The sequence below is a fragment of the Micromonospora sp. DT43 genome (assembly GCF_049841645.1).
Classification (GTDB): domain Bacteria; phylum Actinomycetota; class Actinomycetes; order Mycobacteriales; family Micromonosporaceae; genus Micromonospora.
The window spans coordinates 263344-289284 of the sequence record NZ_JBNCKR010000005.1; the positions used below are offsets into that span (position 1 = coordinate 263344).

Genomic DNA, 25941 nt, shown 5'->3' on the forward strand with positions numbered 1-25941 from the left:
CAGCGGGGGCGCGGGGGTATCCCGTTCGGTCCGGGGTCGGGGGGTGCCGTACACTTGCTGATCGTTGCCGCCTTAGCTCAGTCGGCTAGAGCGACGCACTCGTAATGCGTAGGTCGACGGTTCGATTCCGTCAGGCGGCTCGGTACAGAAGCCCAGGTCATTGGCCTGGGCTTCGCCGTTTTCCGAGGTTGATCACACCGCCATCGGTGGTGCCGGTCCGCAGATAGTCCGCATCCCGCGCCGCGAACGCTTCGTCCAGCCGGTTGGCGACCGCGTCCAGGTCGTCACCGAACAGCCCGGCGTACACGTCCAGCGTCATATGGGCCGATTCCTGACCGGTCGCGGAATCCCTCCGCTCATGCTGTCGGCTGCCCAACTCGGCGCAGCCACAGCCCTGCTAGCCCTGGCCATGCCGTTCGCCGGGCTGGAATCACCGACCTGGCGACTCGACGCTGTCACAAGCCTGCTCGTACTCGGCGCACTCGGCACCGGAGCCGCCTACGTCCTGAACTACCGCATCATCGATGACGAAGGCCCGACCGCTGCGTCTGTCGTCACCTACCTCCTGCCCATCGTCGCCGTGATCCTCGGGTGGCTCTTCCTCCACGAAGCCGTCACCACCGCGATCGCGGCCGGCATCGCACTCGTCCTCGCTGGGGTCACCCTCACCCGAAAGCGGTCGGCCGAGCACCGGTAGCACCGGTAGCAGTTGGTTGCCGAATTCCGCTCTATCAGATCAAGGCGGCCCGCAAGCGGGCCGCGCCGGCCGCGCTCGGCCTGCTGGCGGCGCAAGCGCCGGCATCGGCCGGCGCGCCGGCCAATTAAGGGCATGCCTCCGGCGGGGGCCAGACGACTCCGAGATGGAGTTGCCGAACGGTTCCGGTTCGTGGGTGGTGGGATGCCATCCCGCCTACCACCGACCCAGGCAGAGCCGAGCAGGCCAGGGCCAGGGCGACAAGGTCGTTCGTCCGGTAGGGCGCTCCACCTTGTCGCCCTGGCCCTGGCCCGCTCCACGGTGTGTGGGTCGGCGGCAGACGGGATGGCGAAAGGCTTCGAACGGCTGCGGCTAGCGGCCGGGCGCGGGAACGACTATCAGCTTTCGGTCGCGCCATTGCGGTCAGTCACCGTAGCTCGTAACGTTCTCGGGGCCTTCCGGTGAATCTTGAGGACTGCCGTGCCCCCAAACGCACTCCCATCGCCCAAAAGGGTAGCTTCCCTTCGCCCGATGGCGACTGAATCCCAATCCGAGACACGCCGCAAACGCGAGTCATGGAAGCGAATCAGCGAACTCTCAGGTCTTTCGCCAGGGAAATCAGATGAAGATCTATTCCATTACATCATGCGGAGTGGCACCCGCCTCTACTTCATCAGGTTTCATCACTGGGTGCTCGATCCCAAGGCTCGATACTGGGAAGTTGCAGTCGAACTCGCCCGCTGACGCCGACGCTGCCCGACAACGACGGACGGGCTGACCATGTGCGCAGCCACCCGACCAGCCGTCCGCGAACTTCTTCTAATCCCAAGGCCGCCGTCTGGTCCGAGCAGTCCGCATCCAGTCCGCAAGAGGTCAAGGGACGTTGGGGGAGTGGCGAGAGATGTCAAGAGGCGTTTCCGCTGCTAATAGGCCACTCGGGCAGGTCGCCGGGACGCCCATCTTGATCTCATAACTTTTCGGTCGCCGTGCCTATTGGCGTGGCACGCAAGCTGACGGTCAACGGCGGTCGGCACCCGTAGGTGCCCGTCGGCAGTGCGGCGCAGGTCAACCACGGGTGCCGGCATCCGGGGTTGACTAGGTCGTGTACCTTCGCCGCAGTTATGACCAGCGACCGCGACGCAACGCCCAGCGAGGTGGCTACGTCGGCGTGGAAAGGCAACATCGGCTGTCTCGCGGCCGTCGTCATGCTGTGCGCCGTCTGCGCCGGAGCGACGTTTGTGCTCGGCTCGGCGATGGACGTCCGGCAACGCCTCGTTCCGTGGTTTGCCGAGCTAGCTTGCCAGACCTCCGGCTGCGGCCGGCTCTCTATGGCCACGATCGGCTGGAGTGTGCGGGCGACTTCTGTTGGTGTCGTGACCGTGCTCGCGCTCGTGTATCGGCCGCGTCGATGGCTCTTCTATGTTCTCCTGCTTCCAGCTGTTGGGCTGGTTGTTCCAAGCCTGTTGCTCTCGGACGTCACTTACAAGACTGGCCACGAGCCGTGGATTAGAGACCTTGTGGCCGAGGTGCCGAACGGAGACGCCCTAGTGGTCGGGATTCACTGCGGGACGTGGGCTGGATGGTTGGCGCTCTTGACTGTGTTGCTCGCGAGCGCCCGCGTGAAGCGTGGTTCGCCACGCAACGTTTGGGCGTGGCAGCTCGTCCGCCTTGCGGCGCCCCTCATGATGCTGCCTGCCCTGGTGATCGCGTTAGTCCTAGCGTAGTTCCGAGCCGAGAGCGCCGGGCGTTGGCGATGCAGGTTGTCAAGTGTCCGGCTATCTGACCGGACTGCCGAGGTTAGGCCGTCAAGCCCATGGCCTGTCGGAGATCGGCAATTCCCAAGCTGACAGTCTGGGAGCCACGCGTGGGAGCCACTGGGGCGGACTGGACGGGACGGGACGGGACGGGACCGATCGAGTTGCCGAGCGCTTGAGGAGCAGGACTAGGCGGACGGCATCGGACGGCCTAGACATGGTCTTGGGAATCTCCGGATCAGAGGGTGGCTGTACAGCCATCCGTACAGCCAAGCCCACTGACGGACGCGGTCCGAAATCGACGGCGGGCGACACGGCGAGCAGGTCAGCGGCAGTAACCGACGCCGACCGACAGTGGTCTTGATCTTTGCAAGGCAGGGTGAGCGGCCGACCCACTTCACGGCAGCGAGCTGTCCGCATCCAGTCCGTAAGAGGTCGACCGGCGGTGGGGGAGTGGTGAGAGATGACGAGAGGTTTTTCCGCTGGTAGGTCCCCCCATGTGCAGGTCACCGGATCATCCATCTTGATCTCGTAATGCGTAGGTCGACGGTTCGATTCCGTCCGGCGGCTCCACAGAAAGGCCCAGGTCACCGGCTTGATCGCCGATCATGACCTGGGCCTTTTGCTCGCCGTCGTCAGGCCGGGCAGCGAACCTCATCACCGCGCACAGGAGAGGGTTCGACAGCTGCCGCAGGCAGGTCGTGACGGGAAGCTGCGGGGGCAGCGGCTCCCGACCCGTGAACCCGCATCGGTGGGCCGGCGACCCAACCATGCCGAGGTGCACTACGCCGGGAAGTCGTCATCGTCGGCGTTGTCCGGGCTTTCGTCGCCGGTCAGCGGGAGGTCAGTTCGGTCCGTGGCCTCGCTGGAACTGCGTAGCGCTCCGACGGCGGCCAACCCCGCCCCGGCGAGCGCGATCGCCGTCTCCACGGCCGACGACACCTGGGGGGAGGCTTCCCCTGACGCGCCCACCACCGTCCCTACTACCAGGAAGGGGTCCTGGTCAGGGTTTGTCATCTTCCACCAGCCGGACCACACCCCGGCGAGGTTCGAGTACGTGTCTGCCGCTGTGAGTGACAGCAGGAACAACCCCGCCGGGAGCAGCCAACGGCGGTCGGACCGCCCTCCGGACAGCGCGAGTGCCCCCATGCCCACGAGGGCGGCGAGCAGCGCCGGCCACACCGTCCCGAGCAACTCCGGCAGGGTGTGGTCGACGAACTCCTGGGTCGAGTCCAGCACGAACCAGGCGAGCAGCAGCAGCGCGAGGACTGCCGTCGCCACACCCCGCCGTCTGCCCCGGGACGGTAGCGCCAACACACCGGCCGCGAGACACACGACGCCGAGCGCCATGCCAAGCGCGGCGAGCCGTTGCCTGTCGATCGAGGCCCGCCATCGTCCCACGATGGACGTCTCGGGCGCTGGCTCGTAGGCCATCCAGCCGACGTCGATGACCTGCTCCTGATGCCAGAGCAGTCTCATGGCCGCCACCACGGCCAGTAGCCCGACACCGGCGGCGACGGTCCATCGCACCCGGCGCGCACCGCGATGCAGCAGAACGTAGCCGAGCAGTGCGAGCAGCATGACCAGGTCGAACTGCATCGACGCGGCTGGCATGGCGAGCAGCGCCGCCGCGGCCGAGAGCAGGCCGGCCGCCACGGATGCGAGGAGCAGGCCGAACGGAAGACGCATGGCGGAGATCGTGACACGTGAGTCGGTGGTGCGTAGCCCCGGTGGAGCGGGGCGGGATGGGCACGCATGTGTCCGACGGAAGAGTCGTGGGTGGGAGCTGCCGGCCGCACGACGGCCCGGACCCGCGGCCGGTCAGTTCGCGGTCGGAGAGAGATCGGAGCCTCGCCGGTCCCGGCAGTACTCGCCGGGCGTCATCCCGAAGTAGGCCCGGAACGCCTGGATGAACGCGCTGGGACCGCTGTAACCGCTTGCCGCGGCGGTCGTGGTCACCGACTCGCCCTCGGCGATCAAGGTGAGCGAGTGGTGCAACCGCAGTTGCGTCCGCCAGTGCGGGAACGACATCCCGGTCTGCTCCCGGAAGAGCCGGCTGAGGGTACGCGCACCGGCCCCCACCGCCATGCCCAGCTCGGCGAGGGTGCGGCTGTCGGTGGGGTCGTCGAGCAGGATCTCGGCAAGGTTCCGCAGCCGGGAATCGGCCGGGTACGGCAGGCGCAGGCGCAACGTGGCCGCCCGTCGTAGCTGGTCCAGAGCCACGCGTTCGAGGTTGTCCCGTTCGTCGTCGGTCAGCTCCTCGTCGTCGGTCAGGCAGACGATCACCTCGCGCAGCAGCGGCGAGACGGCCAGGGCGGTCGGCTGGTCCACGCCCAGTGGGTTCAGCGGCCGGTCGAACATGATCGCGCGCATGTCGGTGGGGCCGTACGCCCGATGGGCATGGGCGACGCCGGCCGGAATCCACACCGCCCGGTCCGGTGGCACGGTCCACATTCCCGTCGGCGTCGACACTCCCAGCACGCCGTTGCGGGGGCAGACCAACTGATGGCGCGGGTGGTGATGCCAGTCGATCCGGTCGCGGTCGGCCAGGGGCACCCGGGCGGGCCCGTCCACATCGTGGCTGCTTATCGACATTAATCGGCAGGATATCAATAGCCCGCAATTGGCGGACCGGGCATTCTTCCTGCAGGACACCTAACGAGAGAGCTGATGGTGGCGGAGACAAGCAGCCGAGCGGATCCGTTCAGCGCGGGGTCAGCGATGGTGCCGGCCGAGGACCGGGACGGGCAACCGTCGGCGTGGCGACGGATGCGCCTGTGGGGCGCGGCCCACGCCGTCGACGACCTCTACCAGGGTCTGGTGCCGGCCTGCGTTCCGTACTTCGTGCTGGACCGCCACTACAGCTACGTGGCCGCCGGCGGTCTCACGCTCGCCGCGACCCTGGGCAGCTCCATTCCGCAGCCTTTTGTCGGCGTCGCCGTCGACCGGTACCGGCTGGACTGGCTCGCTGCGGCGGGAGTGACGCTCGCCGGGATCGGGCTCGGGCTCTCCGGTCTCGCGCACAGCTACGCGGCGGTCTGGCTTCTGCTCTGCGCGTCGGGACTCGGCGTGGCGATGTTCCATCCGGCCGCCGGAAAGTCGGCTCGGGTGGCGGCGGGCGAGAGCGCGACAGCTATGAGCATCTTCGCCGCCGGGGGCAGTGTCGGGTTCTTTCTCGCGCCGGTACTGGCCACTCCCGCGCTGATCGCGATGGGTGTCGGCGCGACCGCGCTCTTCATCCCGCCGGCCGTACTCATGGGTTTCCTGCTGTACCGCAACCGGCTACAGCGGCCGGCAGGACGCGACGTTTCGCACAGTGGCCGCGACCAGTGGGTTCCCTTCCTGGTGCTCACCTGTATCGAGACCGTCAGGTCGGTCGCCTTCTTCGGTGCGATCACCTTCATCGAGTTGTTCTGGATCCGCCACCTGGGGGCGGGCAAGAGTCTCGCCGGCGCGGCGCTGGCGTGTTTCCTGGTTGGTGGAGTGGCCGGAACGCTGTTGGGCGGGCGGATCGCCGACCGCATGGGCATGGTCCGCACCGTGCAGCTCGGCGCGATCGTCGCCATTCCCGCGCTCGTCGGCCTGCGGTTCACGCCCGGAGAGTACCCACCGCTCCTCTTCGCCGTGCTTGCCGGCATCGCCCTGAACATCCCGTTCGCCGTCCTGGTCAAGCTGGGCCAGGACTACCTGCCGACCCGGCCCGGCACCGCCGCGGGTGTGACGCTCGGGCTCGCCGTGAGCATCGGCGGCCTCCTCGCGCCCGTCCTCGGTGTGGCGGCGCAATCCTGGGGGCCCCAGGGCGTGTTCACCATCATCTGTCTGATTCCCCTGGTAGCGCTGGCCCTCGGCGTGTTCCTCGCCGAGCCGCGGAAATGACGCGGCCAGCCGATCCGGGCGGCACCCCCGCTGCGCTGCGCGTTGGCCGTCCCCGAGCCGGCCACACCGCACCTTCACCTGAGGTGATCCCCGCCGTGACCGGTGAACGCCGAACCAGCACGGGCGTACTGCCCGGCACCGCGGCGTACCTCCTCTGGGGTCTGTTGACCCTCTACTGGCCGCTGCTGGAGCCGGCGCCCGCGATGGAGATCCTCGCCCACCGCATCGTCTGGTCGCTGGTCTTCGTCGTCATCGTGCTGGCGATCCAGCGTGACCTCACCTGGTTGCGGATGCTGCACCGCCAGCCGCGAGTCCTGGCGCTGCTGGCGGGCGCCGGCTGTTTCGTGGGCGCGAACTGGGGCCTCTACATCTGGGCGGTCAACAGTGGGCGGGTGATCGAGGCGGCCCTCGGCTACTACATAAACCCGCTCTTCAGCGCCCTTCTCGGCCTGGTGGTGCTGCGGGAACGGATGGCTGTCGCGCAGTGGGCCGGCGTGGCCCTGGCCACGGGGGGTGTGGTGTGGCTGGGGATCGACGCCGGGCGGCCGCCGTGGGTGGCGATTGGTCTCGCTGCCACCTTCGGAATCTACGGGCTTCTCCGCAAGTGGGCGGCCATGCCGAGTTGGCGGGCACTGGCGGTGGAGACCGCCGCGCTGGCCATTCCCGCCGCCGCGTACATCGTCTTCCTGTCGACGACGGGCCAGAGCCATTTCGGGGACAGCCCGGTCCGGTCAGCCTTGTTCGTCAGCACCGGTCTGATCACCGCTCTGCCGCTTGTCCTGTTCGGCTTCGCTGCCGTCCGGACGCCGCTGACGGTCCTCGGGATGCTTCAGTTCCTGCTGCCGACGATGCAGTTCCTGATCGGCTACTTCGGACTGCACGAATCGATCAGCACCGTCGGCCTGGGCGCCTACTGCCTGGTCTGGGCGGGCGCGGCGTTCTTCCTGGCCTCCTACGCCTGGCGGCAGAGCCGCCCGGAGGACCGCCGAGCGTAGAACGTCGTCACAGTCAGGGCGGAATTCGCGGAGGTCGGGGGCGGCGGCGAGCCGGGGCAGCCTACGGATGGCCGGTCGTCGCGAGCGCGGCGGCCACGCGCGGCGCCTCGTGCCGACCCTGGTCCCGCCCGGCGGCAGGTCGAGCCGGGGGAGCTGCGGGGTGCGCCGCCGCCCGTACCGGGTGGGCGTCCCGGGCACGCACGGTCGAGCCATGGTGTCCTGCCGGACGAGCAGGCCTCGATCCTGAACAATCCGGAGCGGATCTTCAGCGGCACCTACCACGGCAATTACCGGGGCACCGCCTACACCCGAGAGGTGGACATCTACTACAACGATCGTTCGGTGGTGATCACCGAGGCGGGCAAGAAGGACTCCGTGATCACCGCGTACGGCATGATCGATCAGAGGGCGGAGACTCCCCGCCCAGTGAACCCGGATCAGTGGGCCGGCGACCCCAACTATGGCGAGGTCCGGCCGAACCCCGCCAACGAAGTAATCTATCCGAATCGCGAGCGCTGGCAAGAACAGGACTGGCCATGACGGTCGCCGAAGGACACGACGAACAGGCAGGTCAAGGCCCGCGACGATGGCGGGCGGAGATCGCCGCGATCGTCGACAGCTTGTCCGCCCACCTCGACCAGACGGTGGAGCTGGTCAACCTCACCGAGATGGAGGACGCGTTCTCCTGCCTGCTGCGTGGCCCGGCCGTCCCCACGTCCGGCTTCCAGCTGACGTGGAAGGGTGTTCTCGGCATGGAGATCATCGACGGCCGCCCCGACGTTGCCCTCTCCATGTTCCTCTTCAGTCGCGGCGAACGCATTCGCCTGGCGACCCATCGCGGCAGCTACGTGGAGCTGCTCTACGAGGGCCCGCTGGACGGCACCGGCACCTGGCGCGACCTGGGCTGGACCGAGGACCCCTTCGGCGAGTTCGACGCCCACGACGAGTGGCGTCCCGCCTGACACCTTTCGCTCGATCCGGAGAGTCGCTCGACAAGTATCTGATCCAGCCGTGCGCAGCCTCCGGCAGCGATTCGTCGAAGGCGCGCAGTTTCCGGAAGTGCCGCCTGATCGATGCCGCTGACGGTGATCCGGGCGCGGGCGGAAACTGCAACTCGGCCGCCAGTGGTCAGAGGCTCCCGGTCGAGCAGCCGAGGGAGCAACCTGCAACGTACCGCCGCTGCCGATCCGTCTGATACCTGAGTGACGGAACAGGCGGACCTGCGGGCCTGACCGAAGCTGAGACACATCCCGACCGGCTCACGACCCGACACCGCAGGCGAGGTGCCACCGGCACGTCACGAGTTCGGAGCAGGCCCACGCCGGTGGCCGCAAAGTCTTCCCAATCTGGAGAGATCGGTGCGCCGAGCAACATTCGTCGAGATTCGCCTGCTCCTCGCGGGTGTACCGGCCAGAGTCATTTCGGGGACTGCCCAGTCCGGTCGGCGTTGTTCGTCAGCACCGGTCTGATCACCGCGCTGCCGCTTGTCCTGTTCGGGTTCGCGACTGCCCGGACGCCGCTGACGGTCCTCGGGATGCTCCACTTCCTGCTGCCGAGCATGCAGTTCCTCATCGGCTACTGCGGACCGCACGAGTCGATCAGCACCGTTGGCGTGGACGTCCACTGCCTGGTCTGGGCCGGCGCGGCGTTCTTCCCGGCCTCCGACGCTGGTGTTTTCCGGGATGCGCGATCACGCGCGGCACGATCGTTGTCGGCATGTGTCAAGTTCGCGCGTAGCTTTGTGGCGCGGGCCTCGTAGCATAGACGCGGGACGTTGGATCGGAGAGTGCGGGAGGAGCGGCATGAAGTTCGACATGGGAGCACAGACGCTCGGCAGCCTGACCAAGCAGACGCAGGGGTCGTCCGATGATCTCGGTTCTCTGATCAAGCAGCTGATCGCCGCGGCCGAGCCGTTGCAGGGCAATTTCAACGGTGCGGGACGGGTCGCCTTCGATTCGTTCAAGGCCAACGCGGATTCGATCACCGCGAATCTCAACTCCGCCCTGGGAGCGATTCTCGGAGGCCAGAGTGGAATGGACTCCGCCTTCGGTCAGGGTGACACCGAGATGGCGGACAACGCCTCGTCGACGGCGGGCACGGCGAACTTTGACGCGGCCAGGTTCTCGAGCAGCCGCTGACCCGGGGGAGTGACAGTCATGACCACAGACCGACGCAGTTTCGACACGGGCACCTCACAGCAGGTTCAGGGCGACCTCGCCACCATCGTCGCCCGGCTGGAGGCAGTGATCTCGCAGCGCAGCGCCGACGTGGCGGGAGCCATGGCCGACTTCCAGGCCGACGGTGTCTCCGAGGACTACCGGACCGTCGAGGATCGGTGGAACCGCGCCGCGGGCGAGGTCCGCGCGATCATCGATCTGGTCAAGACCACCATGACGAAGAACGACGAGACGGCGAACACGACGCTGTCCCGGGCCCGTTCGGCGGTCCAGTCCATCGGTTGAGCCGTTTCCGACGAGTTGTTGACGAGGGAGCACGAGCGTGAGCGCCTGGGACATCTCCCCTGGTGGAGTGCGCGACGTCCTGAATCGCACACATGCCGCGGCTACCCCTTTCGAGGGGCAGATGACGAGCTTGAACTCGGCGCTGGAGGGATCCGCCACCGAGTCCAGTTCGGAGATCGTGGGCCAGGCACTTCAGGGCTTCGTGGAGTCCATTCGGACGGATCTTGAGTTCGTGTTCACTCGCACGGGGGCGTGCATCCAGGCCGCGGCGCAGGCGACGAACGCCTACGTCGAAGGTGACCTGGAGATGGCCGCGAACGCGCAGCGCAGCGCCGCGGCAGCGCCCGACCCGTCGGCCACGATGCCGGGGCCGGGCCGTGGGGCGGTGCCCCGATGATCAACCCGGGGGAGATTCCACAGATCCCCGGCAACATGGACGTGCTGGCCACCCATGCCCAGACGGTCCGGACCACCGGCGGGGACTTCGCCAACACCGGCCAGGCGGTCGACAGCGCCTTTCAGGGGCTGGCACCGGTATACAAGGCGCCGGAGGCGACGCAGCTCTTCGCCGCCACCGGCCCCGTACGCACGGTGTCGGCCTCGGTCGGCGAGGACATCCAGACCGTCGGAGCGGCCCTGGCCACGTACGCCAGCGAGGTCAAGGAGATCAAGGCCCAGCTCGCGGCCCTGAAGGGCCAGGCGGAGCAGTTCGTCGGCTCGGTCAAGGACGACGAGGACTGGCGCGAGGACGAGGGCAAGGTCAACCAGCACAACGGCCTGATCACCGCGGTCAACACGCAGGTGGCGGCCTTCTTCGAGGCGCAGCGCAAGTGCGCCAACACGATTAACGCGCTGTACGGCGGTCGCCAGTATCGGGCCGACAACGCCGACGGCCAGGCCGAGGACGGCGAGTACGGCTTCACCGCCGACATGCTCAACGCCGCTGCTGGTGAGGACGGGGCCCTGCCGTGGGGCAGCAACGAGGAGCACGACCGCGGCTTCTTCGGTGACGTCGGGGCGTTCTTCGTCGGCGTCGGCGAGGGTTTCGTCACCATGCTCGAGGACCTGGGTGGGCTGATCGGCCGCGACCCGACCACCGGCGAGTGGAGTTGGGGCACCGCCGGCAACTCCTGGCTGGGCCTCGGCAAGTTCGTCTGGGCCGTCTCGATCTACATCAACCCGGTGACGATCGTGATCGACCAGACGGTCGGCATGCCGTTCCTGGAGAAGGGTGAGGCGGGCAACCTCCTGCTCAACGCGGGCAAGAGCATCATCGCGTACGACACGTGGGGCGAGGACAAGTCGAAGGCTGCGGGCCTGGCGACGTTCAACATCGTCTCGGCTGTGGTCGGCACCAAGGGCGCCGGCTCCGGCCTGCGTGGCGCGGGCGCTGCGATGAACGGCATCCGAGGCAGCGCCACCGCCGCCCGGGTCAGTGCCGCGCTGATCCGCACCGGCAACTGGCTCGACAAGCTGCCCACTGTCGGCGAGGTGGCCATCAACTTCGCCAAGAAGTTCGACATCAAGATTCCGCAGCTCGGGCTGGCCCCGGCGATCGTCGGCGACGTGCCGGTCGGCCGCGGCTTCGAGGTCGACATGCCCAGCACTCGCGGCGGCGACGTGATGCACATGGATGGCGGCAACGGCCCCGGCGGCAACCTGCCCGGCGGCAACACGCCGGGCGGCCACCATCCGGGTGACGTGACTCCGGGTGGGAACTTGCCGGACGGTAATGGGCCGGGTGGGAACCTGCCGGAGGGCAATGGGCCGGGTGGGAACCTGCCGGACGGTAATGGGCCGGGTGGGAACCTGCCGGACGGTAATGGGCCGGGTGGGAACCTGCCGGACGGTAATGGGCCGGGTGGAAATCTGCCGGACGGCAATGCGCCCGACGGGAACACGCCGGGCGGAGGAGTCCCCGATCGGGGGCGGGATCTCACGCCGGGTGAGCAGCAGCGTCTGCTCGATCAGGCCGAGCGGCTCTCTCCCGCCGCCAGGACCCAGGTGCAGGACCTGCTCGCCCGTACCGACCTGCCGGACGGTGTGGCCAACCGGGCGGCCCGGGATTTCATGGACCTGCAGGATTCCGGACGATTGGCGGGCAGCGCCGACCGGCAGGCCCACGTTCTCCGCGACGTCATGGACCAGTTGGGCGGAGACCGATCTGCCGCAACGGGAGCGGCCGCTGAGTTGCGTGCCGCGAACGATGTTCTCAACAGCCCCGACCTGATGCCCGGGTCGAAGATCGGCCTCAACGTCAAGAACGAGCCTGTCGATTTCGGCACCGGCACGGTGGTTCGTACCGGCGAAGTTCCTGAGGCGGATCTGTTGTACCAGACCAGAGATGGCAAGGTGCATCTGGACGAGGTCAAGGCGACCGCGCAGACGGTGGCCAATAAGATCGACGAGAAGCCTGATCAGTTGCGGCGCATGCTTGCCTGGCGAGCGGCAGATCCCGCCAACCGCGCAGTGGGCTACCGGATCGGGACCGACGAGGGGTTGAAGGGCCTGTTCAGCATGACCAACCCGAAGCCGAAGCGGTACGCGATCGACCGTATCGCCGACGCGGAGGTGCCGATCCAGATAGGTGGACGCACGTTGACTCCAGACCAGCTGCGCCAACTGCGCGAGGCGGCCGAGGAGGCGTCGGTGAATGCAGCGCACCCGATGAAGCGGGGCCAGGCGGGTGCCTGGTTCGACGAGCACCTGCCGAACCTCGCCGCGGCACGCGACTTCCTCAGGCCCTTTGGAGTTGAGTTCCTGTGAGCGATTCCCTGGTGGCGCCCGAGCTGCTGGCCAGCCTGCCGCCCTCGTGGCAGTTGGCGGACTTGGGTCGAATTCACATGGCGATCAAGGATCTGCCGCCCGGTCCCGAGGATAGGGCTGTGGCACTCGCGGCCCTGGAAGCAGGTCTGGCGTTTCAGCTGGACAGCGCCTCTCGGCACGGCGAGGACCCGACCTGGGGACTACCCGAGACGTTCTTCGACGATGACTGGTTTCTGCTGCAGGTGACCCTCAAGCGTCGGTTGCCGACCCTCGCCGATGTGACGCGGACCAACGTGCGTGTCTGGGCGAAGGAGGACGGCGTCGCAGAGATCCTCGATGCCACGTGGACCGACCCCCCGGACGAGTTCGTCGAGTCGGTCGGGGAGATGTGGGTGAGCTTCATCGTCAACGGCTTGGTCGTGGAGCTGCTCCGGTGGCTGGGGTGGGTCGCTCGGGATCATCTGGACGCCGAGGAGCGGGCCCGAGCGCTCGACCTGCTCAAGACGGTGACGCTGCGCCTGCCGTGGCGTGACACGATCGAGACGCTTCCGGTGATCTTGAATCTCGGCGGGGCGGGTGAACGCGACTATTTCGACCGGCTGGCAAACGATCCGAGTCTGCATGAGAAGACCCGTGCCGAGGCGGCGAGCAAGCGGTGGGCCATCGACAATGGGATCGCGACAGCCTAGGCCGCTGCTCCTCGGCCTTCCAGGCGTGCTCATCGGGCTTCCGGGTCCCCGTCCGGCAGGAGCGGACGGGGAGCCGTCCCGACGAGCCCCGATCTCGGCGGGCCGGCGAGAAGCGCGACTTCGGCCCTCGCACGCGCGCCGATTTGGCGGGGGCGTTCAGGCCGTAGCGGCGCAGCACCGCGCCGAACGTTGGTACCGGGAGCCCGGCGGCTTCATCCAGTCGACCCCCCGACACACCGTACGGTCAAGAACGAGATTTCGTTCCCAGCCGGGCCATAGTTCGGGGTGGCAATGTCATCATCGATGTAAGGCATACGTCCCTCATCCGGCCCGACGCGATCAAGGGCCTCACCGCATTCCTCAATGGGGCCCCTGGTAACGCTGCGAAGCTCACGAGATTGCGAACCTGCGTTATGGACTCAGACATGGAATGGCCGGTAACGTCCTGATGCCGAACTACCTGGAGATATATTTCGGGTCCGTCGAGGACCGGGAACGGGTGGCCGGCAAGGTCAGGTCCGCCCTGGGTATCCGGTTCGAACCGTCCGACAAGCCCTACGCTGATTACCGAGGTAAGACCGATGACCTGGCGCTCGACTTCAAGGTGGGGCACGAGCTGGAGGACGACGCGGGGATCCCGTTCGAAGACATGCCGTATGTGTTGACGATCCGGGACTTCCACCGAGGTCAGTTGGACGAGCCAGCCGCGAGGAAGATGTTCGGTGAGTTGCAAGGGTTGGGTTATCGGCCCATGTACCTCGTCCGAGGCCTTCAGGAGATCCTCGAGTCGCTCGACTGAGTTGACGTTTTCAGCTCCGCGTACACGGGTCGATCTAACGGGGGACGCTCAGGCCGTAGCGACGCATCACCGCGCCGAGCGTCTCGTACGGGGCGCCGGGGCCGCCGTCCAGTCGATACCACCACGCGCGCCGGGCGCCCCGCCCCAACGGGCGGCCCATCACCATCTCCTGCGCAGACTCGACGGGGTTCTCCTGGTGGCCGACCAGAATTCCCCACGGCAGCGCGGGCATGCTCGGCGTGCTTGACCGCAGCCCACCGGACCGGCCCGGGTGCACGGTCACGATCATGCTGCGGGCGGTCCCGGCCAGCTTCTCGGCGAGCCCCTCGAGTGCCGTCTCGTCGACAGTCGACAGGGGAGGGCCGGCCAGCCGGAGTTGTTCGCGGATGCCGACGTCGACCCGTTCGACCGTCAGCACCCCGAGGGTGGCGGCGGCGTGCTCGCCGCCGACGATGGTCAGGCTGGTGGGTGCCGGTGCGCGCGTACGACAGAACGCCGTGAGTTCGGGGCGTGACCACGGCTCGGTGACCGGTTCGGCGACGCCCCACCCGGCCGGGTCGCCGCCGGTGAGAGCACGGACGGCTGCTTCCGTGCTGGCACCCAGTCGCAGGGCCTCGGTGACGGGGTGCAGGGTGACGATCTGGATTTCCAGGCCGCCTGTCCACGGTGCGTCGTCCGGCGGCGAACCGGCGGGCTGCGAGGCGTCGGCGCCGGCGAAGCGGTGACCGTCCCAGTGCAACGGCAGACCGGTGAGCCCGTCGCGGTACCTGTCGCCCGTCCGCACCACCCACTGTCCCTGTGCCTGGGCGAGCATCATCTCCAACGGGTACGTGATCACGCCGTCCGCCGGCGTGACGACCTGGAGCAGCAGTCCGTCGCGTACCGCGTCGACGGCGGCTTCGGCGAGCCAGGGTGCCAGGCCGACCACCGCGCGGTCCTGATGGAGGACGACGGCCCGGTCGGTGATCGTGTCGGTCGCGCCGTTCATCGGCTCTCCCATGTCAACCCTCCCGTGATCTCGACCAGTGCGGCGGTGAACCGGCGGGCCACCTCCGCGGCCTGCGGGTCGGCGCCCGGCGCCCGGCTCTCCACCCACCACACCGATTCGGGCACGTCGTCGGCGGGGACGAGGCCCAGCAGCCGCTGCGCCTCGCCGGGAACGCGCACCAGGCGGGCGGTCTCGACGCTCAGGAGCAGACGCCCGTCGCCCGGGTCGAACAGCTGCACCAGCCCCGCCGCCTCGATCGTGTCCATCTTCAGCTCGGAGCCGGCCGCGAGCAGGGCGCCGAGCATCGCGGCCGCATCGGGCTCGGCGCGGCACAGCGCCACCGCATCGAATGTCATCACTTCTCCTTCGTCTGGCCGGTGAACGCGGTCTGCACCATGCGGGGGCCGTCGCCGGGGCGGATCAGCTGTGCGCGGCCGGTTGGCAGGACCATGGGCCGTACGCCCGAGAACAGTTGACCCTCCGTCCGGTCGCCGGACATGAGCAGACTCAGGCAGCCCGCCTCGCGGACGGCCAACGGGAACGGTTCGAACAGACCGCGCGAGGCGCCGGCCACCCGCCGGGCCATCACGACGTGCAGCCCGGTGTCACGACCGGCCGCCACGTGCGGGACCAGCGCGCCGAGCGGCTGCGTGGCGGACGCGGCAAGGATGTCGTAGTCGTCGATGAGCAGCACTATCCGGGTACGCGCCGCATCGGACGAATGCCGTTTCGCCAGCTCGTCGCCCACCGCCCTGGACAGTTGCTGGGCGAGCGTCGAGTTCGGGGCGTATCCGCCGCAGTAGGAGTCGGGCACCACGTCGGCGAGTGCGCGGCGGGGGTCGAACACGGCGAACACCAGCTCCTCGGACGTGTACTGCCCCATCAGTTCCTCGGCGACCAGCCGCAGCAGGTTCGTCTTGCCGGTCCGGGGGTCTCCGAGGACGAGGAGGTGCTGGTCGCGGCCGAACAGGTCGACGACGGCGGGGGCGAAGTCACTCTCGTAGCGCCCGAAGGGAACCACTCCGTGGCCGGCGGGGGCGTCGGCGAGGTCGGCCACGGGAAGCACCGCGGGCAGGACCCGGACGGGTGGCGGCAGCGCCCCCGTCCACGCTGCTCGTACCAACCGGGTGGCTGCGATCAGACCGGCGTTGGCCGGGTCCTGGATTCCGTCCAGGCGGGGCAGCGCGACCTGGGCGAACAGCTTCTCGCTGGTGAGAGCCCGGCCAGGCTGGTCCGGCGGGACACCGCGGGCCTGCCGGCCGTCGATGCTCGACTCGGCGGGCTCGGTGAGCCGCAGCTCGACCCGGTTGGCGAAGGCGACCTGCTGCGCGGCACGGACCTCGTTCCACCGCCGGGCGGTGCCGATCACGTGGATGCCGTAGCGGCCGCCCCGGGCGAGCAGGCCGTGCACCTTGGTCTCCAGGCTCTCGAACTCGGCGTTGAGCTGGCCGTATCCGTCGATCAGCAACACCACGTCGACGCAGCCGACCTCGGTGCGCACGCTCTCGTCGGCGTGCCGCAGGTCCTCGACGGTGTCGAACTGGTGCCGGCTGAAGATGCGTTGCCGCTGGGCGAGCATCGCGTGCACCTCGTCGACCACGCGGCGGACGCGTTCGCGGTCCTCGCGGCTGGCGACGCCGCCGACGTGGGGGAGCCCGGCGAGCCCCGACAGGCCGTTTCCCAGCAGGTCGATGCCGTAGATGCCGACGTCGGTGGGGCGATGGGTGGTGGCCAGGCCGAGCGCGAGGGTACGCAGCGCGGTCGTCTTGCCGCTGCCGGGCCCGCCGAGAATGAGCAGGTTGCCGCCGCTCCCGGCGAGGTTCAGCACCCAGGGGCCCTGCCACTGACGGGCCGGATCGTCGAGACGGCCCAGCGGGACCGGCAACCCGACGCCGGAGCGCGACCGGTCTCCCAGGCGTACGCCCTCCGGCGTGGTGACCACCCCACCGCCCGCCTCGTCGAGGGTGAGCAAGGTTGGCAGGGGCGGCAACCAGATCGCCGGAACCCGCTGCCCGCTCGCCGCCATCTGCCCCACCACTGTCGACAGCAGGGTCGGCCCGGTGGTGCGGCGGGTCGCTTTCGGTTCCTCGGGCACGTTCTCGTCGACGTCGCTGCGCGCGGTGCCGAACAACGGCATCGGCTTCGCCAGCGGCCCGACGATCGGGGCGAGTTCCGCGTCCGCGCCGTTGCTGAGCGGGCCGGAAACGTACGCGGCCTTGAACCGCTGGTAGATCGACACGTCGACCTTCAGGTAGCCGTTGCCGGGCAGCGGCGGCAGGTGGAACGCGTCGACCGTGTCGAGGACGGTGCGCGACTCCATCTCGGTGAGCGTACGGAGGCCGATCCGGTAGGCGAGATAGTTCTCCAGGCCGCGCATCTTGCCCTGTTCGACGCGCTGGCTCGACAGCAGCAGATGCACGCCTATCGATCGCCCGATCCGCCCGATCCGCAGGAACAGGTCGATGAACTCCGACTTGGCGGCGAGCAGTTCACCGAACTCGTCGATGAGCACGAGGAGGTGGGGCAGCGGTGGCAGGTCGGTGCGCTCGCCCTGGGCGGCGCGGAGCATGTGGTACTCGGTGATGTCGGTGACCCTGCCGGCGTCGGCGAGCACCTGCTGGCGGCGCTGCACCTCGCCGTCGAGGCTCGTGTACATCCGCTCCACGAGCGCCGCGTCGGCGACCAGGTTGGTGATCAGGCCAGCCAGGTGCGGCAAGTCGCTGAACGGCGCGAAGGTGGCCCCGCCCTTGTAGTCGACGAGGACCATCGCCATGCGTTCCGGCGGGTGACTCGCCGCCAGGGCGAGCACGAGCGTACGCAGAAGTTCGCTCTTGCCCGAACCGGTCGCTCCGACGCAGAGCCCGTGCGGCCCCATCCCGAGTTGTGCGGGCTCCTTCAGGTCGAGCAGCACCGGGCGCCCCGCCGGGTCGACCCCGATCGGGACGCGGAGGAAGTCCCGCTCTCCCCGTGGCCGCCAGAGGTTGGCGAGATCCAGGTCGGTGGGGTCGGACAGGCCCAACAGGTCCTGGAAGTCGGCCGGTGGCGTGCCGGTGCCGTCGTCGTAGGAGTCGGCGGACAGCCGCAGCGGCGCGATGCTGCGGGCCAGGCCCTCCACGAGCGGGGCCGGTGCGTCGTCGAGGGTGCCACGTACGGTCACCGCCGGGGACGCGGTGAGATCGTCCAGGGTGAGCGAGTCGCCGTCGATGGTGATCCGGCGGGAGATGTCGCCGGGTTCGTGCAGCCGGTCGGCGAGCAGGTGCACCACGGTGATGCCGAGGCTGGCCAGACCGACCGTCTGGTCGGGGCTGGCCAGCCCGCGGGCGAGTTCACCGTGTGCGTCGTCGATGACCAGCAGCCGCGACCGGGCCTTCGCCTCCGTGCGCCCGACACCGTGACGGAACGACTTGAGCGCGCTGGTGGCCCGTTCCTCCAGATCCTCGCCGAGCAGCTCGGCGAGCGTCTGCACGTCGGTGACCAGCAGCGGGGTCGGACCGGACGGGCCGATCGACGTCCGGTCGAGCAGATGTGGCAGCCACCGTGCCCACCGCCAGGCCCTGGCCCGCTCGGGGGTGGTGATGATCGCGAGCTGCACGTCGTCGGGAGCGTGGAACGTGGCGACCTGCACGAGGATCGCCCGGGCCAGGGTGACCGCCTCCGCGTAGTTCGGCGTTATCACGCTGACATCCCCGGCGCAGTCCAGGTTCGCCCGCAGCGGCAGGCCGGGTGTCAGCGCGAATCGGTGAATCAGTGAGCGCGCCTCGTGGCGCATGAACGGATCGAGGGGGTTGGTGGGGGTGCTCTGCTCGCGCAGCTCGAGCGTCCGGACAGGCAGCGAACCCATGCCCAGCCGTACGTGCAGAAAGTCGATGTCGGCGCGTCGGCGTTCCCACAGGCGGGCCGGGCTGCGGATCACGTCGAGCAGCCGATTCACCGGCGGGTCGAGGAGGTTCGCCTCGTCCCGCAGACGCTGCTCGGTTTCGCGCAACTGGTCGCGCAGCTCCTCCAGGTAGTCCTGGTAACGCTCACGCTGCGCCCGGCGCTGCCGGCCGGCCTTACCCAACTGGGTGAGGTACATCGCCCCGGCGGCGCCCAGTGCCGCCACCATGACGACCGCGCCCAGAGCCGCGAACCCGGAGCCGCGCAGGAACATCATCATGCTCATCGCCACACCCGCACCGGCCATGGGCAGCAGCGCCTGAAGCCCCATCGCGGACTTGCCATCGGGCAGTTGCGGTGGTGGGTCCAGCACGAGTGGATCCATGGCGGACATCGGGCGGGCCATCCGGGCGGGGCGATGCACCATGCGCGTCGACATGCGGTGGGCCTCCGGTCACATTCGCCGAGCGCGACTCAGAGCCAACGCGGCGGCGCGGGTTGCCTCCACGAGCGTCGCCTCGCCGATCCGCGACGGCGTGATGAGCGCACCGGCGGCGAGGTGACGGTCGTAGGGCAGCACCACCATCGGTACGCCGGTCTGCTCGATCAGCTCGCGGGCGGCGCCGTGGATCAGCGTCGCGCGGCCGTGGGCGTTGCTCGCGTTCAGCACGACGACCACCCGCGTCAACCATGACCCGTATCCGTCGTCGACGATCCGGCGCAGCGTCTGGTAGGTGCCCCGAACCCCGTCGGGTGTCGCCGCCGCGACGAGCACCACCGCGTGCGCGTCGGCCATCACCCCCGCCGGGGTACGGGCTTCCAGGCCGGGCGGGCAGTCGGTGACAGCGACGGCGAAGAGGCGCGACAGCGCGCGTGTGACCGAGGTGCACAGGTTCGGGTCGGTGGTGCCGCTCGGCAGCACCCAGAGGCCCGTCCCGGTGCGTGGCAGGAGTGGTTCGAGGGCGCGCAGGTCGCCGCCCCGGGCCGCGAGCAGGCCGGGTGCCAGTCGTTGCAGCGACGGCTCGCTCGGGGTGCCGAGCCGCCAGGTCAGCGAGCCCTCGTACGGGTCGGCGTCGGCTGCGAGCACCGGATCGGCGCGCCGCGCGGCGAACACCGACGCCAGCAGCGCGGCAACCGTGGTCTTCCCCGCGCCGCCCTGCACGGAGGCCACCGCGATCCGCCGGCCGGTGTGTACCGGTGCCTGCACCTCGGCGGCGAGGTCGACGAGTTCACGGGTCTGCCGGCCGCTGGCGAACATGCGGCTGGCGCTGCGCCACGTACGCCGTAGCGCGGAGTCGCCGAAGGGCGGCCGGCGCGCGATGGACAGCTCGTCCGGCTCCGACGCCGGTGCGCCGGGCGGCGGCGGGGTGCGTGGCGGTGCCGGGATTGGCGGTGCCGGGCCGGGCACCGGTGGAGCGCTCATGCCACCGCCTCAGTCATCAGAAGGTGTCGAGTAGTCGCGAGTAGAGCCCGTACACCCCGACGGCGACGGGAACCAGCGCCAGCACGGTCAGGGCCTCGACGCGATCGGCGACCTGCCGGCCTCGCGCCAGGACGTGCGGCGGTGGCCGGTACGCCAGGATCGCCAGGGCCACCGCACAGACGCCGAGCGCCGCCACCGCGGTGGCCCACCACGTGTCGGGCCGTTCCCGTATCCAGCACATCAGCAGGCCGCCCGCGATGGTCAGCGCGCCGGTCACCAGCGCCACCACCTCCGCCGCCAGCGGGAAGGCGCGCATCCGCAGCAGCAGGGCACCGCCCACCAGGGCTGCCAGCGCCAGCCTCCACGGGCCCGGCGCCGACGCGAGGATGAGCCCGGCGAGCGTCGCCGACGTCGCCGCCGCGATCGCCGCGACGGCCAGCCCGCGGTGCGCGGCGTCGACTGCGGCCTGGACCGACACGCGGCTCACCGGCTCGTCGTTGCTGCGTCGGTCGTCGAGACGGGTGAGGCCCGATGTCATCATCGCGAACCGTGGCAGCAGTCCCAGTACGCCCACCGACGCGATCGCCAGCACCGCCGCGACCCGCGCCGCGGGCATGCCGAGCAGCAGCGGCCCGCTCCAGCCCGCGACCAGAAGCAGGATCGTGCCGCCTCCGAGGACGCCGGCACGCCCATTGCCCGTCACGGCACCCAGGGCGAGGACGGCGCAGCCGATCCCGAGGGCCCACAGCGCCCAGCGGTGGGTAGGGGTGTCCGTCCAGCCGGGCACGGTGGTCAGCACCATCGCGGCACCGCTCAACAGCACCGCCACCCCGATGGGCCGTCTGCCCGCCATCCCGACGAAGAGGCCGGACAGGGCGACCGCGCCGCCGACGACGCTGACCACGGCGGGCCCGAGTTGCGGGCCGGCGAGCAGCGCCGCCACCGTGGCGGCCACCAGGCAGGCCGCGGTGGCGGTCCACGTCCGTGCGGCGTCGCCCCACCGGCCGTGCCGGCGGTGGAGATCGTCGCCGACCTCGTCGGAGACGTCGTGGACGATCGCCGCCGGTGGCGCCTCGGAGATCGGGTCGACCCGTAGCAACGCGCCGTCGGGGACGGCGGCCTGCCGAAGGCTGCCGGCCGGGTCGAGCACTGTGCCGTCGAGGGTGCTGATCTGGTAGCCCCGCGAATCATCAGTGGGTGGGTGACCGACCAGGGCGACGACCTCGGGCAGCAGCAGGCCGAGGGGCTCGTCGGCGGGCAGCACGAGGTCGATGCGTCGGTGTGGACCGGCCAGGGTCACCCGACTGAGGTGACCGGCGGAGGTGAGGGTCTGCGGTTGCGTCATCGTGGACTCGTTGGTTGGGTCGGTGCCGGGTTGCGTGCCTTCTGCTGTTCGGCGACGACGTTCTGCAGGAAGGACCAGCCCACACACACGGCGCAGGCCACCGCCGCCAGCACGAGACCGCTACGCAGCCACCTGAACCCGTCACCCGTGGCGCGGACCCGGCGCTGCCGGCCCCACAGCAGCAGCTCACGCATGCGGGCACGGCGAACCGCGACCGACTCGATGAGCTGAGTGTCGAATTCCCGGGCCACGGCTCGATTCTATCCACGGCCGCTAATTCGATCGGGGGACGCGATCTCGCGGTGCCGGGTCGGCCCGGTGTGACCACGTACTGATGGTGATCAACGCTCCGGGTCGGCACGTACACCCGGTCCGAGGTCGCTGGGCCGGCGGTCGCCGTCGGTGGTGGACCTCGACGGTGGCGTGGCCGGGCGGCCTACGGCTTGCTTGTCGTCGCCAGCGCGGCGGCCACGCGCGGCGCCTCGTGCCGACCCTGGTCCCGCCCGGCGGCCACGAGCGCGGGCACGACGGACCGGTCCATCACGCTCGCGCCCTGTGCTCGCCTGGACGCCGGGTCGCGTCCGAGCAGTTCGACCGGGCGGTCGGCGTCCAGCGCCGCCCGTTGCCGTTCGACGCGGGCCCAGGGCCCGATGGCGGCGGTGCTGGGCGCGAGGACGATCACCGGACCGTCTCCGGGCGCGAGGTCGAGATTGAGAGCGGACCGCATGCCGCCGTCCATGTACCGGCGACCGCCGATGGCCACCGGGACGGCGGATTGCGGCATGGCGCAGCTCGCCGCGACGGCATCGAGGAGGGACACGCCGTCGTGTCGCGTGAAGACGCGCAGAGCGCCGGACTCCACGTCGACGGCGGTGATGCGGAGGTCGGTGTCCTTCCACGTGTGGTCCGGCAGCCGTGCCTCCGCGATCCGGCGCTGCCGGGACGGATCGTCGATGCGCGCGGAGAGGGCGAGTCGGCCGAGACGGCGAGCGGCCTGCTCGGGATCGCGGACGAACACCTGCGCCCGTGCGAGCCGGAGGAGGGCGAGGAAGCCCAGCGCGGGGGCGGTCTCGTGGGGCACACCCTGGCGCTGGCGCTCGTACAGCTCGACGAGAGGAGTTCCGCTGGCGATCTGGGCGCCCACCACGGCGCCAGCGCTCGTGCCGATGACCACCGCGTCCGGGGCGACGATCACCCCCTCGTCCGCGAGGCCGGCGAGGATGCCCACCTCCCAGGCGATGCCGGCGACCCCGCCGCCACCGAGAACCCATACCGGCCGTGCGTCGTCCGTCATCAGATCCTCGTTCCGCCAGGATAACTGCTAACAGTGTTCGCGGTTTGAGGTTAGCAGGAGTCACGGAGGGCTGACAACGTGAAAGATCAGGGCTCTCGTCGTCCGAAGGTGATGCCGCCGAGCTTGCTCTCGGGCGAGACGACGGTCATCTCGGCCTCCACCGCGAAACCGCTGTCGCGTAGCCAGGCCGCGACCTGGGCCGGCCGACGGCGGTGTACGCGGAGGTTCATCGGGTGGCCGCCGTACCCCTCGGTCTTGTGGGTCGTCTCGTCGCCGATGTGGAAGCCGACCAGCAGCGGGCCTCCCGGACGCACCACGCGCCTGAAGTGCGCGAGGACCTGGCCGAGCCGCTCGTCGGGTATGTGGATGAGCGAATACCAGGCGACCAGGCCGGCCACCGAACCGTCGGCCAGGTCGAGATCGGTCATGCTGCCGACCTCGAACCTCAGCTCGGGGTGATCCTGGCGGGCCACCGCGATCATCCCGGGGGAGAGGTCGATCCCGAAGGCGGCGACACCCAGGCCGTTCAGGTGAGCCGTGATGCGACCCGGTCCGCACCCCACGTCCACGACCGGACCACCACCCCGGGCGCGTACGAGGTCGGCGAACAGCGCCAGAGCTGCCCGTTCGTAGGGCGCCTGCGCCAGGAAGTCCCGGACCAGGTGCGCGTAACTGACCGCGACCGTGTCGTAGGACGTGCGGGTGTCTGCCAACCAACCGTCGACGGTCATGGCGGCCACGTTAGAGGGCAGGAAGGAGAGGGTCGATCAGCAACCCCCACCGATCCGGTCGCCGCGTCCACCCGACCTCCGGGGCACCCGTCCATGCCCATACGGTCAATGTCATGAACAGCTATCACAGCGCCACATCCGGACGTCGACGAGTGCTGAGGGCAGCGCGATGAAACTGCGTCCCGTGCTGTTGGGTGCCGTCGTTCTCGCTCTCGTGGCGGCCGCCCTGTCCGTGCCGGCGGGGGCACCCGTCACCGCCCGAGCCGCAGCCGCCTGTCCCACGCCAGCCCGACCGACGATGAAGATCCTGACGGTGGGCGACTCGATCACCGAGGGCGCGACGATAACCGGCTCGGTGAGCGCCGCCTACCGCGCGGAGCTGGGGCGACTGCTCAACGAGAACTGCGTCCCGCACACCTTTGCCGTGGCAGCGCTGGGAGGCGCGACCTGCAACTACTGGACGTCGCGGATGGCGGACCTGGTCAGCAGGCACCAACCCGACCTGATCCTGGTCAACTGCGGGACCAACAACAACCTGTCGACCGCCAGCGCGGAGCAGATCACCGCGTTCGAGCGTACCTACCGGACACTCTTCGACACGGCGCTGGACATGGACCCGGACGTCGTCATGTACCCGGCCTTCGTGCAGTACAGCGCCGGACACGGCACGACCGGCTGCACGACCCCACCCGGCCCGAGCCCGGCCTGGCTGCCCGCGAGCGAAGCCGTGATCAATGACGCGATCTACCGGAGCATGAAGATCATCGACGAGTTCGGCAGGCGCGTACCGACCTGGATCGACTATCAATCCATTCCCGAAGGCTATCTGGACCAGTGTGGAGTGCACCCCACGCCGGGAGGTTACGACGTGATGGGCCGGCTGGCCTACAACACCATCGCCCCGCGGTTGGGCGTACCGCTGGCGCCGCTGCCGTGTGGGTTGGTCGGCCGTCGGCCGGGCGCACCGGTCGGTGACTGGACACCCTGCGCACGGATGAACCTCAACTCGTGAGGCGCGGCTTCCCACCCGCCGGCCCCGCCCATCCCGGGTGGGGCCGGCATCGCCGACACGTGCCGACCCTCGGGCGGGCAGCGATCACCAAGGTCCGCTGTCCATACTGAAGGCGCGGTCCCGATTGGCCGTTTCCGCCCGACCTGTGGAGGTGCCGTCCATGCCGCCTACGCCATTGATCATCAGCCTGCCGATCGCCGACCGCCCGACCTCGTACCGCTTCTATCGCGACGGTCTCGACCTGGAGGCGGTGGGCGAGCTGGCCGATGACGGCATCCCGGAGCCGTTGCAGTTCGTGGTGAACGACGGACTGCGCCTGATGCTCATCCCGACCGGCGGCTTCGGCTGGGTGATCGGCGGACACGAGGTGGCGCCGAGGGGGCAGAGCGAGTGCCTGCTCGGCCTCGCCGCCACCACCCCTGCCGAGGCGGACGCGATCGTCGAGCGGGCGCACACCGCCGGCGGCGAGGTGGTCACCGCGCCGACCCCACAACCCTGGGGGTACGCGGGCGTCTTCGCCGACCCGGACGGCCACCTGTGGATGGTGTCGGTCACCCCGGAGGATCAGACGTAGATCTTCTTGGCGTACTCCGGGCCGTAGTGCCTCTCCAGGTCATCCAGGCTCTCGGAGGGCGCCTCGACCTCCTTGATCAGGCGAGCGCGGGATGGCAGCGCGTCGGGCTGCCAGGTCTCCGGCTGCCACAGCGCGGACCGCAGGAACGCCTTCGCGCAGTGGTAGAAGATCTGCTCGATGTCCACCACCACTGCGAGCACCGGCCGGTGCCCCTTGACGACCATGTCGTCGAACCAGGGCGCGTCGCGGACCAGCCGGGCCCGCCCGTTGACGCGCAGCGTGTCGGTGCGACCCGGGATCAGGAAGAGCAGCCCGACGTGCGGGTTGTCCAGGATGTTGCGGTAGCCGTCGGCCCGCTTGTTGCCCGGCCGCTCCGGGAGCGCGATCGTCGTGTCGTCGAGCACCAGTGCGAACCCGGCCGGGTCGCCCTTGGGTGAGACGTCGCAGGTGCCGTCCGCGCCGGCCGTCGCCATCAGGCAGAACGGCGCGGCGGCGAGCCACTGCCGGTCCCGCTCGTGCAGGCGGGCGCGTTCCTTGTTCGCGGCGCGTACGCCCGGCGTGCCGAGCAGCTCCCGCAGTTCCTCGTGCGAGGTGATCTCCACCGTCACGTGATCCTCCTCCAGCCGTTGACCCGGGTGGCGGCGCCACCGCTGCCAGCCTAGG

The 25941-nt window shown here is 69.5% G+C and carries 27 protein-coding genes and 1 tRNA gene; 16 read left to right on the plus strand and 12 right to left on the minus strand.

All coding sequences use genetic code 11. The features are described from left to right. Nucleotides 1-66 precede the first annotated feature (66 nt). A tRNA-Thr gene (locus ACLQ26_RS15235) sits at nt 67-140 on the plus strand. Nucleotides 141-157: 17 nt separating this feature from the next. On the opposite strand, the gene ACLQ26_RS15240 is transcribed toward ACLQ26_RS15235, so the two are convergent. Further along, nucleotides 158-319 carry a hypothetical protein gene (locus tag ACLQ26_RS15240; protein ID WP_425745008.1) on the minus strand — a complete coding sequence of 54 codons (162 nt, stop codon included), beginning with the start codon at nt 317-319 and terminating at the stop codon, nt 158-160. On the opposite strand from ACLQ26_RS15240, the gene ACLQ26_RS15245 reads away from it, so the two are divergent. Both ACLQ26_RS15245 and ACLQ26_RS15250 read left to right on the plus strand, forming a co-directional pair. Continuing rightward, nucleotides 320-697 (plus strand): EamA family transporter, encoded by a 378-nt coding sequence (locus tag ACLQ26_RS15245; RefSeq protein ID WP_425745009.1) that lies wholly within the window; start codon nt 320-322, stop codon nt 695-697. It abuts the gene before it with no gap. A gap of 1118 nt (nt 698-1815) precedes the next feature. Further along, nucleotides 1816-2418 (plus strand): hypothetical protein, encoded by a 603-nt coding sequence (locus ACLQ26_RS15250; protein ID WP_425745010.1) that lies wholly within the window; start codon nt 1816-1818, stop codon nt 2416-2418. A gap of 813 nt (nt 2419-3231) precedes the next feature. On the opposite strand, the gene ACLQ26_RS15255 is transcribed toward ACLQ26_RS15250, so the two are convergent. Together ACLQ26_RS15255 and ACLQ26_RS15260 are read right to left on the minus strand one after the other, a co-directional pair. Continuing rightward, entirely contained in the window at nt 3232-4137 is a 906-nt protein-coding gene (locus tag ACLQ26_RS15255) for an aminopeptidase (RefSeq protein WP_425745011.1), read from the minus strand. A 132-nt stretch (nt 4138-4269) separates the two neighbouring features. Next, nucleotides 4270-5043, minus strand: a complete 774-nt coding sequence (locus ACLQ26_RS15260; RefSeq protein ID WP_425745012.1) for an AraC family transcriptional regulator — start codon at nt 5041-5043, stop codon at nt 4270-4272. Between the two features lie 75 nt (nt 5044-5118). Between ACLQ26_RS15260 and ACLQ26_RS15265 the strand changes: the two genes are divergently transcribed. From ACLQ26_RS15265 to ACLQ26_RS15315, 11 genes are all read left to right on the plus strand, one after another. Continuing rightward, nucleotides 5119-6324: an MFS transporter gene (locus ACLQ26_RS15265; protein ID WP_425745013.1), complete on the plus strand. Its 1206-nt coding sequence runs from the start codon at nt 5119-5121 to the stop codon at nt 6322-6324. 95 nt (nt 6325-6419) lie between these two features. Continuing rightward, complete coding sequence (gene rarD, locus ACLQ26_RS15270) at nt 6420-7319, plus strand: EamA family transporter RarD (RefSeq protein ID WP_425745014.1); 900 nt, start codon at nt 6420-6422, stop codon at nt 7317-7319. Nucleotides 7320-7634: 315 nt separating this feature from the next. Further along, nucleotides 7635-7859, plus strand: coding sequence for a hypothetical protein (locus ACLQ26_RS15275; protein WP_425745015.1), 225 nt, complete (start codon nt 7635-7637; stop codon nt 7857-7859). After that, nucleotides 7856-8281, plus strand: coding sequence for a hypothetical protein (locus ACLQ26_RS15280; protein WP_425745016.1), 426 nt, complete (start codon nt 7856-7858; stop codon nt 8279-8281). Before ACLQ26_RS15275 ends, ACLQ26_RS15280 begins: the two co-directional genes overlap by 4 nt. A 485-nt stretch (nt 8282-8766) precedes the next feature. Then, nucleotides 8767-9078: a hypothetical protein gene (locus tag ACLQ26_RS15285; RefSeq protein WP_425745017.1), complete on the plus strand. Its 312-nt coding sequence runs from the start codon at nt 8767-8769 to the stop codon at nt 9076-9078. Nucleotides 9079-9121: 43 nt separating this feature from the next. Further along, nucleotides 9122-9457: a hypothetical protein gene (locus tag ACLQ26_RS15290; RefSeq protein ID WP_007454704.1), complete on the plus strand. Its 336-nt coding sequence runs from the start codon at nt 9122-9124 to the stop codon at nt 9455-9457. 18 nt (nt 9458-9475) lie between these two features. Beyond that, entirely contained in the window at nt 9476-9781 is a 306-nt protein-coding gene (locus ACLQ26_RS15295; RefSeq protein ID WP_358096524.1) for a pore-forming ESAT-6 family protein, read from the plus strand. 37 nt (nt 9782-9818) lie between these two features. Next, complete coding sequence (locus tag ACLQ26_RS15300; RefSeq protein ID WP_007454706.1) at nt 9819-10178, plus strand: DUF6507 family protein; 360 nt, start codon at nt 9819-9821, stop codon at nt 10176-10178. Further along, the gene (locus ACLQ26_RS15305; protein WP_425745018.1) at nt 10175-12547 is read left to right on the plus strand and encodes a hypothetical protein; all 2373 of its coding nucleotides are present in this window, start codon (nt 10175-10177) and stop codon (nt 12545-12547) included. Before ACLQ26_RS15300 ends, ACLQ26_RS15305 begins: the two co-directional genes overlap by 4 nt. After that, entirely contained in the window at nt 12544-13236 is a 693-nt protein-coding gene (locus tag ACLQ26_RS15310) for a hypothetical protein (RefSeq protein ID WP_425745019.1), read from the plus strand. Before ACLQ26_RS15305 ends, ACLQ26_RS15310 begins: the two co-directional genes overlap by 4 nt. Before the next feature lie 448 nt (nt 13237-13684). Continuing rightward, on the plus strand, nt 13685-14035 hold the full coding sequence (locus ACLQ26_RS15315; RefSeq protein ID WP_425745020.1) for a hypothetical protein: 351 nt from the start codon (nt 13685-13687) through the stop codon (nt 14033-14035). A gap of 34 nt (nt 14036-14069) precedes the next feature. On the opposite strand, the gene ACLQ26_RS15320 is transcribed toward ACLQ26_RS15315, so the two are convergent. The 8 genes from ACLQ26_RS15320 to ACLQ26_RS15355 form a co-directional block, all read right to left on the minus strand. Continuing rightward, nucleotides 14070-15035 carry a DUF6177 family protein gene (locus tag ACLQ26_RS15320; RefSeq protein WP_425745021.1) on the minus strand — a complete coding sequence of 322 codons (966 nt, stop codon included), beginning with the start codon at nt 15033-15035 and terminating at the stop codon, nt 14070-14072. After that, the gene (locus ACLQ26_RS15325) at nt 15020-15379 is read right to left on the minus strand and encodes a hypothetical protein (protein ID WP_425745022.1); all 360 of its coding nucleotides are present in this window, start codon (nt 15377-15379) and stop codon (nt 15020-15022) included. The genes ACLQ26_RS15320 and ACLQ26_RS15325 overlap by 16 nt, the downstream gene beginning before the upstream one ends. Next, nucleotides 15379-19284 carry a type VII secretion protein EccCa gene (eccCa, locus tag ACLQ26_RS15330; protein WP_425745023.1) on the minus strand — a complete coding sequence of 1302 codons (3906 nt, stop codon included), beginning with the start codon at nt 19282-19284 and terminating at the stop codon, nt 15379-15381. Before eccCa ends, ACLQ26_RS15325 begins: the two co-directional genes overlap by 1 nt. A gap of 69 nt (nt 19285-19353) precedes the next feature. Beyond that, the gene (locus ACLQ26_RS15335; RefSeq protein ID WP_425745024.1) at nt 19354-20322 is read right to left on the minus strand and encodes a MinD/ParA family ATP-binding protein; all 969 of its coding nucleotides are present in this window, start codon (nt 20320-20322) and stop codon (nt 19354-19356) included. Between the two features lie 16 nt (nt 20323-20338). Then, on the minus strand, nt 20339-21667 hold the full coding sequence (eccD, locus tag ACLQ26_RS15340; protein ID WP_425745025.1) for a type VII secretion integral membrane protein EccD: 1329 nt from the start codon (nt 21665-21667) through the stop codon (nt 20339-20341). Beyond that, complete coding sequence (locus tag ACLQ26_RS15345; protein WP_425745026.1) at nt 21664-21918, minus strand: hypothetical protein; 255 nt, start codon at nt 21916-21918, stop codon at nt 21664-21666. The genes eccD and ACLQ26_RS15345 overlap by 4 nt, the downstream gene beginning before the upstream one ends. A 185-nt stretch (nt 21919-22103) precedes the next feature. Beyond that, nucleotides 22104-22961: a patatin-like phospholipase family protein gene (locus tag ACLQ26_RS15350; RefSeq protein WP_425745027.1), complete on the minus strand. Its 858-nt coding sequence runs from the start codon at nt 22959-22961 to the stop codon at nt 22104-22106. A gap of 86 nt (nt 22962-23047) precedes the next feature. After that, entirely contained in the window at nt 23048-23692 is a 645-nt protein-coding gene (locus ACLQ26_RS15355) for a class I SAM-dependent DNA methyltransferase (RefSeq protein ID WP_425745028.1), read from the minus strand. A gap of 169 nt (nt 23693-23861) precedes the next feature. Between ACLQ26_RS15355 and ACLQ26_RS15360 the strand changes: the two genes are divergently transcribed. Continuing rightward, complete coding sequence (locus ACLQ26_RS15360; protein ID WP_425745029.1) at nt 23862-24704, plus strand: SGNH/GDSL hydrolase family protein; 843 nt, start codon at nt 23862-23864, stop codon at nt 24702-24704. A gap of 160 nt (nt 24705-24864) precedes the next feature. Then, nucleotides 24865-25278, plus strand: a complete 414-nt coding sequence (locus ACLQ26_RS15365; protein WP_425745030.1) for a VOC family protein — start codon at nt 24865-24867, stop codon at nt 25276-25278. Here ACLQ26_RS15365 and ACLQ26_RS15370 read toward each other — a convergent pair. Further along, nucleotides 25269-25886 (minus strand): pyridoxamine 5'-phosphate oxidase family protein, encoded by a 618-nt coding sequence (locus ACLQ26_RS15370; RefSeq protein ID WP_425745031.1) that lies wholly within the window; start codon nt 25884-25886, stop codon nt 25269-25271. The two genes, ACLQ26_RS15365 and ACLQ26_RS15370, sit on opposite strands and share 10 nt — an antisense overlap. Nucleotides 25887-25941 lie beyond the last annotated feature (55 nt).